The sequence below is a fragment of the Pseudomonas sp. Sample_23 genome, from assembly GCF_004307595.1.
GTDB classification, from domain to species: domain Bacteria; phylum Pseudomonadota; class Gammaproteobacteria; order Pseudomonadales; family Pseudomonadaceae; genus Aquipseudomonas; species Aquipseudomonas atacamensis.
Map to the genome: position 1 here is coordinate 174916 of NZ_RCNX01000083.1, position 12965 is coordinate 187880.

The window sequence follows — 12965 nt, forward strand, 5'->3', positions numbered from 1 at the left end:
CGAGTCATCAGAAAAGCACTTTCGTGCATATGCTGATCATCGACATGGCAGCTTATCTGCAGTCGAAATGCCAAACGCATATACATCTACTACATTCACCGACATTGCATCAGTGAACGAACTCAGCCTCGTTGAAGATATAAATTACGCTCGTGAAAATTCACGCGGATCGCCAATTTATGCTCAGTACCATATTCATCGATCGCGATGAAGTGGAGGACGCCGCCATATTTTTGTGGCCCGGTGCTTTTCGAGTATTCAGATAGAGCCTGGACGATGGTCAACTCCCCGTCGCTTTGAGTATTTACGTGATAATGCTTCGAGTTCCATGTTTGCGCATCACTGGTAAAAGTGTATGCAAACGGATCACCCCTGTCAGGCAAAGAGACGACGACACTGGATGTTTCGGGACGCACGAAAATGCATTCCATGTAATTTGTTTTTATTTCGTTAAGCCGGTTACCACCCGCAAAATCGTAATCCTTGCCCTCTTCTGCCCCCTCTGCAATCCAATCGACCAGCCGGATCTGCTTCCCACCCGGGTACAGTCCCAAATGGTACTTCCAGATACGGTTACCGGGCGACTCATTACCAATCCTGGTCTGGTACAACCGAAATACTCCGTCTACACCATATGTCGAAGGCGTTTCCGCTTCTACAGTCACGCTGCTGTAATGAACACTGGCAGGCGTGGCTCCGTTACTGAGGATCGTCTCGCCATTCACGGACAGGCGCGCACCGATCTCAGTCGTTCCGGCGCTCGATGAGGAAACCCAGAACGTACGAACCTGTGGATGAACGCTGTCATTCTCAAGATCATCGTCGTGCCTGTCTTCGGCGTCAGGTGCAGGACGTGCCTCACGCGTAAACCGCCCTTGGACTGCGCTCGCGACCCAGCCATCGCGCAAGGTCTTGCCGGTCGCGTAATGAATAAGCTGGATGCTTTCCATTACATCTGCGGGTACATGCATTGCGTTGCCGTCGGCGTCCACTCCGGCAACGAGTACTTGAACTTTGACCTGCATTCGGCCATTAGCGACAAGTGCCCTGCTTTGAGTATTATTACCAGCATCAAACTTGACTTTTAAACTGGACAGCCCCGCCAGAGTGGGCGGATTGTCATTTTGATTATCTGTAACATCCATGCTTTCACTCACAATGCAGCTCCTTTGTAAGAATATAATTTGATACTGACATCGAAAATATGTCAGCGAAAAAACTACATACCCATCAAGCAAAGATCAAAGTGAAAAGTGTAAGAAATATGCGCGCGCCAGTCACAAACAACATATTTGCCATTAATCAACTTCATGACAAGGACGCACGATCAATTATTGTTCGTCGTTATAAACGAACTTCGGCATTTCCCAATGAAAACGAATGGCTAGCAGACGCAACAGGAATCCGCCAAACAAAGTGATCAGAATGGCTTGTTCACCCGGCACATTGAGATAAAGACACAACATGTAGCACCACGCCGCAGCAAATGAGACGCTTGCGTAAAGTTCGCGGCGAAAGATCAAGGGAATATCGTTGCAGAAGATATCGCGAAGAATACCGCCAAAAACGCCGGTGATGACTCCGCTGACGGAAGCCACCAACATGCCGTGACCCATTTCCAGCGCCGTCATGCAACCGATCAAGGTAAATGCCACCAGTCCAACTGCATCGAGCACCAGAAACAGCGAGCGCAGGTGGCGCATCCAGCGCGCAGCGAATACGGTGAACATCGCCGCCACCGAGGTCAGCACCAGATATTCCGGATGTTTGACCCAGGTCAGCGGGTAATGCCCGAGCAACACGTCGCGCACCGAACCGCCACCGAGCGCGGTGATGCAGGCGATCAGCACCACGCCGAACCAGTCCATGCCTCGTCGTCCGGCGGACAGCGCGCCAGTCATGGCTTCGGCGGTAATGGCGATCAGATAGAGCATCAGCAACATGATGGCAGTCCAGGCAGGAAGGCGCGCAGTCTAGCCATTTCAGCGCCGCACCAGAAGAGGGCGCGCCTTTCGCGAGCCGGCTCGCTCCCCACATGAGGTGCATTCCGTGCGGGAGCGAGCCAGCTCGCGAAGCGTCAGAGCGGACACCGCCGCATCAGAATTTGATGAAGTGCTTGCGGTAATGCTGCAACTCGGCGATCGATTCGCGAATGTCGTCCAGCGCCAGGTGCGTGCTGCCCTTCTTGAAGCTGTCGCGCACATCCGGAGCCCAGCGCGCGGCCAGCTCCTTGAGCGTGGAGACGTCGAGGTTGCGGTAGTGGAAGTAGCTTTCCAGCGCCTTCATGTGGGTATAAAGGAAGCGACGGTCCTGGCAGATGCTGTTGCCGCAGATCGGCGATTTGCCCTTCGGCACCCACTTTTCCAGGAAGGCAATGGTCTCAGCTTCTGCCTCAGCCATGCTGATGCGGCTGTCGCGTACACGCTGGGTCAGGCCGGAATTGCCGTGGGTGCGGGTATTCCACTCGTCCATGCGCGCGAGTACTTCGTCGCTGTGATGGATAGCGATCACCGGGCCCTCGGCCAATGTATTCAGCTCACTGTCAGTGACGATGGTGGCCATTTCGATGATGACGTCGTTATCCGGGTCCAGACCGGTCATTTCCAGGTCGATCCAGATCAGGTTCTGCGGGTTTTGCATATTCGGGCTCCTAGGCAATGCTGCGCAGTTTAGCCTAGGCCGGTGGCCGGGCGTGCTAAACTCGCGGCCGTTTTACCTAATCGCTGCATTCTTCAGACGGAACACCCATGGCCAAACGCCAACTCAATCGTCGTCAAAACTGGCGCATCGAAAAGATTCAGGGCGAGCGCGCCGCACGCGCCGCCAAACGCGAGTCCTCGGCGGTCGAGGCCCTCGAGGGCGGCGACCTTGGCCCTGAGCAGCACGGCCTGGTGATCGCCCACTTCGGCGTGCAGGTCGAAGTCGAAGCCGTTGACGGCGAACTCGCCGGCCAAGTGTTCCGCTGCCACTTGCGCGCCAACCTGCCAGCGCTGGTCACCGGCGACAAAGTGGTCTGGCGCGCCGGCAACCAAGGCATTGGCGTGATCGTCGCGCAACTGCCGCGCAGCACCGAACTGTGCCGCCCCGACAGCCGTGGCCAGCTCAAACCGGTTGCTGCCAACGTCGACATGATCGTCATCGTGTTCGCGCCGCTGCCCGAGCCCCACGCCAACCTGATCGACCGCTATCTGGTCGCCGCCGAACATGCCGGCATCCGCCCGCTTTTGCTGCTGAACAAATTCGACCTGATCGACGAGCAGAACGCCCCGGCGCTGAACGCGTTGCTGGCGGTGTATCGCACACTGGGTTATCCGGTGCTGGAAGTCTCGGCGCACCACGGCGATGGCATGGAGCAGCTGCAAAAGCAGCTCGACGGACGCATCAGCGTGTTCGTCGGCCAGTCCGGCGTCGGCAAGTCGTCGCTGGTCAACAGCCTGCTGCCTGAGGTCGAAACCCGCGTCGGACCGTTGTCCGAGCTATCCGGTCAGGGCACGCACACCACCACCACTGCGCGGCTGTTCCACTTCCCCGGTGGCGGTGAACTGATCGACTCCCCAGGCATTCGCGAATTCGGTCTGGGCCACGTCAGCCGCGCCGACGTCGAAGCCGGTTTCATCGAGTTCGACGACCTGCTTGGCACTTGCCGCTTCCGCGACTGCAAGCACGACCGCGAACCGGGTTGCGCGCTGCTCAAGGCGCTGGACGACGGGCGCATCCAGCAGCAACGGATGAACAGCTATCGCTCGATCATCGCCAGCCTGCCTGAAAACGGCTATTAAACAGCCACGCCGGCAGTCCTACGCGATGGGCTGCCGGTTGTCGGACTGCGTCTGACTCACCTCTCCTCCTCTTAAACGTCAGCTTCTTCTGTAGGCACTTGCACGACTGCTTGCAGGACCTTTCTGTTTTGCCGCGCAGACCTTGTAGGCCTGAGCCAGCGGCCTACATTTCTTTCCTCCTTCGCTCACAGCGACCATCGAGGAAAGCCATGCCAACCTGTGTTTTGTTCATCATCCATTCGTCTCGCGACGCCCGCCCGTGCAATACCCACAGAATCCCCGGCGCGATCCGCCTGCACAAGGCGGTGTGACCATGCGCAAAGGATTGTTCATCGGTATCAACGATTACACGCATATCGGCGGGCTCAGCGGCTGTTGCAACGACGCCATGGCCATGGCTTCGGTATTGAAAAGCAACGCCAACGGCGACCCCAACTTCAAAAATGTCGTACTGACGTCCGCCGAGGATTATCTGAGCCGGGAAAAGCTCGAAGACCAGATCCGCGAGTTGTTTTCCGGTGACTGCAACGTCGCCCTGCTGTATTTCGCCGGTCATGGCGGTTTCGATGCCGACACTGACGAAGGCATGTTGATCCCGCAGGACTACCGCAACGCCAAGGACGGCATCCGCATCAGCGACATCCTCAACTGGGCGGACAAGGCCACGCGGATCAAAAACAAAGTGATCATCCTCGACTGCTGCGAAAGCGGTTCGGCCGGCGAAGTGCGCGCCCTGCGCAGCGAGAGCAGCATGGTCAGCGAAGGCATGACCATCCTCACCGCCTGCAAAAAAGCCGAGCCGGCAATGGAGGGCGCGCAGCACGGCGTGTTCACCGGCCTGCTCCTGCAAGCGCTGCATGGCGGCGCGGCGAATATCCTCGGCAAAATCACCCCCGGCAGTCTGTATTCCTTCGTCGACAACGCCCTCGGTGCCTGGGAACAGCGTCCGGTGTTCAAGACCAATGTGTCGCAGTTCATTTCCCTGCGCGAAGTCTCGCCGCTGATTCCCAAGGAGATCCTGCGCAAATTGCCCGACTGGTTTGCCGAAGCCGAATCGGTCTTGCCGCTCGACCCCAGCTACGAACCCACCGAAAAGGCGTTCGTGCCTGAGCACGGCGAGGTCTTCGCCCAGTTGCAGAAGTGCAACCGCCACAGCCTGATCGAACCGGTCGACGCCGAGCACATGTACTACGCCGCCATTCACTCGACCGGCTGCCGCCTGACGGCACTCGGCGCCTATTACCGCGAACTCGCCCTCAAAGGACATTTCTGATGCCAGTCTTTATCAGCTATCGCCACATGGATCGCGCCCATGCGATCGCCATCAACACCCGCCTGACCCAGGCGAAGATCAGGACTTACCTCGACGTGCTGGATCCGGAATCGCAGACCACCGATGACATTACCGGGGTCATTACCCGCAACATCACCGAGTGCACGCATCTGCTGGCGGTGGTATCGGAGAAGACTGCACTGTCGTGGTGGGTGCCGTTCGAGATTGGCGAGGCGACGATCAGCAACCGGCGGATCTGTACGTTCAAGACCGGACCTGCGCAACTGCCGATCTATCTGGACAAGTGGCCGAAGCTGAGCACGGCCAGCGATCTGGATTTCTTTATCGATGCGTATCGTGATGAGGTGTCGAACCAGCGCTCGATCACGCTGGATTCGATCAGCGAATCGGTCAAGGGGGCTTACAAGCGCGATGCGGAGATGTTTCATGAACAGTTGAAGAACCGGATTCGTCGCGGGTTTTAGAATTTTGTCACTTTCGAAAAGCCCCTCACCCTAACCCTCTCCCAGAGGGAGAGGGGACTGACGGAGGTGTCCTGCGCTGTTCGTCGACCTGAAAGATCGCAGCGATTATGGATTCGGTAAGACAATTTCACCTCGATACATTTATCAGCCATCACCAAATCGGCTCCCTCTCCCTGGGGAGAGGGCTGGGGTGAGGGGATTGTTGACAACGCAATAAACGTCGCGCCGCGAACAAAAAACCGACATTACTGTCGGTTTTTATCGATCACTGCTTCGGCGCTGGCGCCGCCCCACCCGGCTCGGCCGGTTTCGGCGCCGCATCGTCAAACAGATTCAACCGCTCGCGCAACTCGTGAGCCGGCACTGGCTGTTTGTCCGCCGGCAACGCATTCGGATCAACCGGGGCTGCCGGAGCAGCACCGTTCTGACTTTGATCCGCCGGTTTCGCCGCCTCAGGCCCTTGCGCACCTTCGATGGCGGCCTGGGCTTTCTTGGTTAGCACGACAATATCGATGCGGCGGTTGACCGGGTTGAACGGATTTTCCCGATCGAACAACGCCGATGAGGCATAACCGACCACCCGCGCCACCTGCGCATCCGGATAGCTGCCCGCGACCAGGGCACGGCGAGCCGCGTTGGCGCGGTTGGCCGAGAGCTCCCAGTTGCCGTAGTCGCCAGTGCCGATGTACGGCTTGGCGTCGGTGTGGCCGCTGATGCTGATCTTGTTCGGCACCGCTTTGATGGTGTCGGCCATGGCCAGCAGGATGTCTTCAAAGTACGGTTTCAGGCGTGCGGAACCGGAATCGAACATCGGCCGGTTCTCGGCGTCCATGATCTGGATGCGCAAGCCGTTCGGGGTGATTTCGAAGAGGATCTGATCCTTGAATTTCTGCAGTTGCGGGTTCTCGTCGACCTTGTTCTGCAGTTCTTGCAGGAGCAGTTCGAGACGCTCCTTCTCGACCTGCTCGGCCATGCCTTCAACCTGATCGGTGTCGACCGTGACCTTGTCCGGTTGCGGCTGCGACTTCACTTCCGGGTTGAGGGTGTTTTCCGGCGCCAGGGTCGGTGTACCGCCGAGGTCGATGATGTACGGCGTGCCGCTTTCGGAGAAGCCGACCGGGTCCTTGAAATAACCGGCGATGGCGATCTTCTGTTCCGGCGTAGCAGTGGACAGCAGCCACAGCACGAGGAAGAACGCCATCATCGCCGTGGCAAAGTCGGCGAAGGCGATTTTCCACGCCCCGCCGTGGTGCCCGGCGGCAATGCGCTTGACGCGCTTGACGATGATCGGCTGATTATTTTCCATGACTTAGCGACCGCGAACCGCTTGTTCCAGCTCGGCGAAGCTTGGACGGTGCGCCGGGTACAGAACCTTGCGCCCGAACTCGACCGCCAGCGACGGCGGCATGCCGGACGCCGAAGCCACCAGCGAGGCCTTGATGGCTTCGTAGACGTTGAGCTCTTCCTTGGCATCGTGGGCCAGGGAATGCGCCAGCGGACCGAAGAAACCGTACGCCGCGAGAATACCGAAGAAGGTACCGACCAGTGCCGCACCCACGTGCAGACCGATCGACGCCTGGTCGCCCTCGCCCAACGAAGCCATGGTCACCACGATACCGAGTACCGCCGCAACGATACCGAAACCGGGCATGCCGTCGGCGATGCCGTTGACTGCGTGAGATGGGTGCTCGAGGTCTTCCTTGAGGCTGTACAGCTCCATGTCGAACAGGCCTTCGAGTTCGTGCGGAGCCATGTTGCCGGAAGACATGATGCGCAGGTAATCGCAGACGAACGCAGTCATGCGTTCATCCTTGAGCACCGCCGGGTACTTGGCGAAGATCGGGCTCGCGGCGGCATCTTCGATGTCGCCTTCGATGGCCATCATGCCTTCGCGGCGGCTCTTGTTGAGGATCTCGTAGATCAGCCCGAGCACTTCCAGATAGAAGGTGTGGGTGAAACGCGAACCGAACATGCTCAGGGATTTCTTGAGCACGTGCATCGTCATGTAACCGGGGTTGGCCTGGAGGAACGCGCCAAGGGCCGCACCACCGATGATCAACACCTCGAAGGGCTGGATCAGGGCGGCAATCTTGCCGTGGGAGAGCACGTATCCGCCGAGCACGCTCGCGAATACGACGATGATGCCGATAATTTTAGCCATAGGTAGAAGGTACTTGTTTAAGTCGGGTTCAAGGTCATATTCGGAAGTTAAAAAATCTCTTCTTCTACTTATCGGCAAAACTGCGCCAGACTATAGCCAGTTCAGGCGAAAAGCCAATTTAGCCCATGCCGGGCGCGTCTACAGTCAGTGAAGATCTCGTCCAGACATGGCTAATGAAACGAACATTCCATCGGTAAAACCCACCACGCTCCAGGCTTGGGTCAAGCTGCTCGACAGCGTCCGCCTGCCCGTACCACAAGAGGCTCACGACAAAGTCTGCCGGGCGATCCGCGACAATCGCAGCTCGCTGCGCGACATCGCCGAGTTGATGCAGGACAGCCCGGCGCTGGCCTTGAGCATCATCCGTGAGGCGAATCGTCACACCCACGGCACCATGGCCGCGCCGGCGGAAAATCTCGAGGTGGCAATCAATCGCCTGGGCCTTGCGCGCACCGAAGAATTGCTCGCGCACCTGCCCGCCGAACCGCACCGGCAGATCCCCAAGGCTTTGCGCCAATTGCAGTTGATCAGCCAACACGCAACACAGCAGGCCAACGGCTTTTTTGCCAGTCGCCTGGCGCGGCTGTGGCAGGACATCCACTGGGGCAGTCTGCTGTTTTTGTCGCCGCTGTGGCCATTGGCACTGACCTATCCGCAGTTGCTCGAAGAGTGGGAACTGCGGGTGATCCACAAGGGCGAGTCGGCGCGTGTGGTCGAAAAGCAATTGTTCGGCGTGCGCCTGTTGAAGATTGCCGAGGCACTGGTCCAGGCCTGGCATCTGCCGATCTGGGTCGAGCAAGGCTACAAATTGCTGCTCAGCGAACAACGCGAACTGGTCAAAGTGCTGCGCATCGCCCGCGACAGCGAGCACCCGCTGCGCCAGCAGAATCGCCTCGACGAAGACCCGACGCTACGCCGCTGGCTCAATCAACCCGCCAATACCGTGCTGCTGGCCAACGGCCTGGCGCTGTCGGCGCAACAGGCCTGGGACAGTCCGCACAGCAAGCGCTGGCAGTACCTGACCAGCCTGTATCTGCAGATTTCCATGGACGAAGTGCAGCAACAGCTGCACCAGCAAGCGGCGAACAGCGCGCGTCAGCATGCGATGCCTGATTTGTGGCACCCGGCGGTTTCGCTGATCTGGCCGTGGGGCACTCGTCGCTTGCCGGCCGGCATGCTCCCGGCAGCAGCGCCGAACGCGGATGATCTGGGCCAGTGGCGTCGGCAATGCGCCGAACTGCTCGCCGAGCCCAGCCGCTTCACCAATGCCATGAGCCTGACCGTCGCCGCCCGCGATGCACTGGTGGCCAGCGGCATGCGCCGGGTGATGATTCTGATGGCCGACCGCACGCACTCGACCCTGCGCGTGCACCAGACCGCCGGTTTGCCGAAGGATGCGGCGGCGCTGAGTTTTGTCGTCAGCCAGAGCAAAGTCCTGCAACGCCTGCTCGCTCAGCAGGCGCAGGTGCGGATCACGCCGGAGAACAACGGGCAATTCTCTGCCTTATTGCCAGCGAGCCTGCGCACGCTGTTTCGCGGCGAGCACTTATTCTTGCGCTCACTGGTGAATAACGGCCGGGTGATCATGATCGTCGTTGCCGATCAGGGTGGCGGGCCGTTCGCCGACATCACCGTACAAGCCTTCGGCAAAACCGCGCAGTGCATCGAAAAAGCCCTGCACAGCTTTAGCAGCCGCGGCCAATGAGCCTGCGCTACAATCCTCCCCTTTGTGCTCTGGAGACCTCACATGTCTGACTTCTCTGGCTTGCCGCTTGTCATCGAGCCGAGCGACCTGCTGCCGCGTCTGGAGTCCCCGGAACTGATTCTGGTGGACCTGACCAGCCCTGCGCGGTATGCCGAAGGTCACTTGCCCGGCGCACGTTTTGTCGACCCGAAACGCACCCAGCTCGGCCAGCCACCGGCGCCCGGGCTGATGCCGGCGAAGGCCGATCTGGAAGCGTTGTTTGGTGAGCTCGGCCATCGTAAAGACGCGGTATACGTGGTGTATGACGATGAGGGCGGCGGCTGGGCCGGGCGTTTCATCTGGCTGCTCGATGTCATTGGCCACGACAAGTACCACTATATAGACGGTGGTCTGCCGGCCTGGCTGGCGGACGGTATGCCGATGTCAATTCAGGTGCCGGCCGCCGTCGGTGGCCCGGTCTCGCTGACCCTGCACGATGAACCGACCGCCACCCGCGAATACCTGCAAAGCCGTCTCGGCGCCGCCGATCTGGCGATCTGGGATGCGCGTGGGCCGCTGGAGTATTCCGGCGAGAAAGTCCTCGCTGCCAAGGGTGGACACATCCCCGGCGCGGTCAATTTCGAATGGACCGCCGGCATGGACCAGACGCGTCAGCTGCGTATCCGCAGCGACATGCCGCAGATCCTCGAAAACCTCGGGATTACCAAGGACAAGGAAATCATTACCCACTGCCAGACCCATCACCGGTCGGGCTTCACTTATCTGGTGGCCAAAGCCCTCGGTTATCCGCGGGTCAAGGGCTACGCCGGTTCCTGGGGCGAATGGGGCAACCACCCTGACACGCCAGTCGAGATTTAAGGTTTTTAAGGACAACTAATGAAAGAGCGTCTGTTTATCCTCAGCCAGTACCTGCTGCCGCATCACCTGCTGTCGCGCCTGGCCGGCTGCATCGCCGAATGCCGTGTGCGCTGGTTCAAGAATGCCTTCACCCAATGGTTCGCCAAGCGTTATCAAGTGGACATGTCGCAAGCACTGGTCGAAGACCTGACCGCTTACGAGCACTTCAACGCATTCTTCACGCGTGCGTTGAAAGACGGCGCGCGTCCACTGGACGAAACTCCGGGCGCGATCCTCAGCCCGGCCGACGGTGCGGTGAGTCAACTCGGCCCGATCGAGCACGGTCGCGTGTTCCAGGCCAAGGGCCACAGTTTCAGCGTGCTCGAATTGCTCGGCGGTGATGCGGCCAACGCAGCGCCATTCATGGGCGGCGATTTCGCCACGATCTACCTGTCGCCGAAGGACTACCACCGCGTGCACATGCCGCTGGCCGGCACCCTGCGCGAAATGGTCTACATCCCAGGCCGCATTTTCTCGGTGAACCAGACTACTGCCGAAAACGTCCCGGAGCTGTTCGCCCGTAACGAGCGCGTGGCGTGCATTTTCGACACCGAACGCGGGCCGATGGCCGTGGTGCTGGTCGGCGCGATGATTGTCGCTTCGATTGAAACCGTGTGGGCCGGTCTGGTCACCCCACCGAAGCGCGAGCTGAAAACCTTCCGCTACGACGAAGCCGCACGTGCACCGATTCATCTGGAAAAAGGCGCGGAACTGGGGCGCTTCAAGCTCGGTTCAACGGCGATCGTGCTGTTTGGCCCGGATCAGGTGAAGTGGGCCGAAGAGCTGGTGGCCGGCTCGCCAGTGCAGATGGGCCAAGGTCTGGCGCTGCCAAAAGCGTGACCCTGTTTGCGGAAGCAGCCGAGGCTGCTTCCGCAAACCGCGGCATTTGCTGCTATGGTTTTGCTCATGAGCCAGACCAACTTATCTCCCAAGCTGCGCGCTCCGACTCCCACGCAAACGCGCCTGTCGTTCTGCGACGCCAGCCCGCGTGATCTCAAGCGCTGGATCGCCGGCCTGCCCAAGGCCAACATCGGCGAAACCGCCCGCCTGCTCTATCAAGGCCTCGGCGAACTGAACCTGTTGCTCACTCCCAGCGACAATCGCCTGCAACTCTTGGAACTGCTGCGGCCCGAGGTGTATTTCGTCTGCCAGCATCTGGAACGGCACTTTCTCCATCAGGCGATCATGCTCGACGAGCGCTCGCGCAAAGTCAGCAACCTGTGTCAGGCGCTGCAAGGTCAGTTGGCCATCGGCTATAAACAGATCGTTCTGCGCATCCTGCCCAAATACAGCAAGGACCGCGCGACGTTGGTCAGCACCGCCTTGCAACGCGCCGCGCATGCCCTGAAGGCGCAACTGGTGCGCGCCACGCAGTTGTACAGTTCACCGCCGGAACATGTGTGGTTCGAATTGCACCAGCTGTATCGCAGCGCGGCGCAATTGCAGCTGCAACAACGGCGGCTGCGCGATGATCTGGCCTTTTTGACCAGCGAACTGAGCGTCGAACAGACCTACATCGCCGCGCTGCTATTGGGCAGTGCCCGTTGCAATCAATTGCGTCAAAGCCAGATTGCCCGGCTGGCCGAGGTGATCGAGCCGTGGAGCGCCCTGCTCAAACTGCATCCCGGCAGCGCCGACGACGGTTTGTTCGCCATCAGCCCGGAACTAGATGTCGGCCCGCGCTACCGCAAGATGTTTCGCAGCGAACAACAGAACGGGCTGCTGGGCTTCGATCCGCAACCGCTGGTCAAACAGCTCGAAACGCACCTGCTGCACCAGTCCACCTCGACCCCGTTACCCGTTTCCGCCGGCCTCAGCGTCGACACCCTGCAACATCTGCACGCTACCTGGGGCCAAGCGGCCGAACGCAGCTTTCAACGCATCGCCGGCCAGGGCACGCTGACCGTGTGCGTTGGCATGAGCGCCCTGCACTTCTACCTCGGCGGCGAGCGCACCTTCAGCGAGTTGCTCAAACATCCCGGTGCCCGCGCGGCAAACTTCAGCAGCGTGGTGGCCAGCGGCGAAAAGGACAGCTGGAGTCAGGCGTTCGACGCTGCCCCGCAAAGTAACGATGAGCTGTTGCCGTACGAGGAAATCCAGTACGACCAGTTGAGCGAAGAAGAAGGCCCGGGCAACGCGCCGAATTATCCGACTTACGCCTTGCCGGTGATCAACCATAGTCCTGGCGGTTATTGCCTGGCCTGGCCCAGCGAAGTACCGGCGGAGTTGCAGGCCGGGGAAATGCTCGGCATTCAGGACAGCGAGGGCAAAGGCTGGAGCATTGCGGTGATTCGCTGGATCCGCCAGGTGCGCGGCAGCGGCACGCAGATGGGCATTGAACTGGTAGCGCCACACGCGCAGCCGTGCGGCTTGCAACTGGTGCGAACGAAAGATGATCACAGCCAGTATTTGCGCGGTTTGCTGTTGCCGGAAATCAGTGCGATCGATGTGCCGGCCACCGTGCTTGCGCCGCGCCTGCCGTTTCAGGAAGGCAACAAGGTGTTGATCAACACCCAGGGCGAAGAACACCGCGCCGGGCTGGATCGGCGGGTGGCGAGTACGCACAGCTTCAACCAGTTCGCCTATCGCTCGCTGGATCCTGCGCAGAATGGCGGAGGTGAGGAGGATTTTGATTCGTTATGGAATTCGCTCTAGATCGAGGCGC

The 12965-nt window shown here is 59.7% G+C and carries 12 protein-coding genes; 7 read left to right on the forward strand and 5 right to left on the reverse strand.

Features of this window, described 5'->3' with window-relative positions; genetic code table 11:
- Positions 1-122: 122 nt before the first annotated feature.
- From D8U82_RS20790 to orn, 3 genes are all read right to left on the reverse strand, one after another.
- Positions 123-1157, reverse strand: a complete 1035-nt coding sequence (locus D8U82_RS20790; RefSeq protein WP_125917498.1) for a hypothetical protein — start codon at positions 1155-1157, stop codon at positions 123-125.
- A 174-nt stretch (positions 1158-1331) separates the two neighbouring features.
- Positions 1332-1946, reverse strand: a complete 615-nt coding sequence (locus tag D8U82_RS20795; RefSeq protein WP_177421648.1) for a trimeric intracellular cation channel family protein — start codon at positions 1944-1946, stop codon at positions 1332-1334.
- A 151-nt stretch (positions 1947-2097) separates the two neighbouring features.
- Positions 2098-2640: an oligoribonuclease gene (gene orn, locus D8U82_RS20800; protein ID WP_016771957.1), complete on the reverse strand. Its 543-nt coding sequence runs from the start codon at positions 2638-2640 to the stop codon at positions 2098-2100.
- Between the two features lie 107 nt (positions 2641-2747).
- On the opposite strand from orn, the gene rsgA reads away from it, so the two are divergent.
- From rsgA to D8U82_RS20815, 3 genes are all read left to right on the forward strand, one after another.
- Positions 2748-3779 (forward strand): small ribosomal subunit biogenesis GTPase RsgA, encoded by a 1032-nt coding sequence (rsgA, locus tag D8U82_RS20805; RefSeq protein ID WP_039756830.1) that lies wholly within the window; start codon positions 2748-2750, stop codon positions 3777-3779.
- Positions 3780-4092: 313 nt separating this feature from the next.
- The gene (locus D8U82_RS20810) at positions 4093-5052 is read left to right on the forward strand and encodes a caspase family protein (RefSeq protein ID WP_130902877.1); all 960 of its coding nucleotides are present in this window, start codon (positions 4093-4095) and stop codon (positions 5050-5052) included.
- Positions 5052-5537, forward strand: coding sequence for a toll/interleukin-1 receptor domain-containing protein (locus D8U82_RS20815; RefSeq protein ID WP_125926278.1), 486 nt, complete (start codon positions 5052-5054; stop codon positions 5535-5537). The genes D8U82_RS20810 and D8U82_RS20815 overlap by 1 nt, the downstream gene beginning before the upstream one ends.
- Before the next feature lie 265 nt (positions 5538-5802).
- On the opposite strand, the gene motB is transcribed toward D8U82_RS20815, so the two are convergent.
- Together motB and motA are read right to left on the reverse strand one after the other, a co-directional pair.
- Positions 5803-6843, reverse strand: coding sequence for a flagellar motor protein MotB (motB, locus tag D8U82_RS20820; RefSeq protein WP_130902878.1), 1041 nt, complete (start codon positions 6841-6843; stop codon positions 5803-5805).
- Positions 6844-6846: 3 nt separating this feature from the next.
- Positions 6847-7698 (reverse strand): flagellar motor stator protein MotA, encoded by an 852-nt coding sequence (gene motA / locus D8U82_RS20825; RefSeq protein WP_016771962.1) that lies wholly within the window; start codon positions 7696-7698, stop codon positions 6847-6849.
- Positions 7699-7864: 166 nt separating this feature from the next.
- On the opposite strand from motA, the gene D8U82_RS20830 reads away from it, so the two are divergent.
- From D8U82_RS20830 to D8U82_RS20845, 4 genes are all read left to right on the forward strand, one after another.
- Positions 7865-9403: an HDOD domain-containing protein gene (locus D8U82_RS20830; RefSeq protein WP_130888309.1), complete on the forward strand. Its 1539-nt coding sequence runs from the start codon at positions 7865-7867 to the stop codon at positions 9401-9403.
- A 42-nt stretch (positions 9404-9445) separates the two neighbouring features.
- Positions 9446-10261: a thiosulfate sulfurtransferase gene (gene rhdA / locus D8U82_RS20835; protein ID WP_076565369.1), complete on the forward strand. Its 816-nt coding sequence runs from the start codon at positions 9446-9448 to the stop codon at positions 10259-10261.
- 18 nt (positions 10262-10279) lie between these two features.
- Positions 10280-11140, forward strand: a complete 861-nt coding sequence (gene asd, locus D8U82_RS20840) for an archaetidylserine decarboxylase (protein WP_024011354.1) — start codon at positions 10280-10282, stop codon at positions 11138-11140.
- 66 nt (positions 11141-11206) lie between these two features.
- Positions 11207-12955 carry a molecular chaperone gene (locus D8U82_RS20845; RefSeq protein WP_130902879.1) on the forward strand — a complete coding sequence of 583 codons (1749 nt, stop codon included), beginning with the start codon at positions 11207-11209 and terminating at the stop codon, positions 12953-12955.
- Positions 12956-12965: the final 10 nt, after the last annotated feature.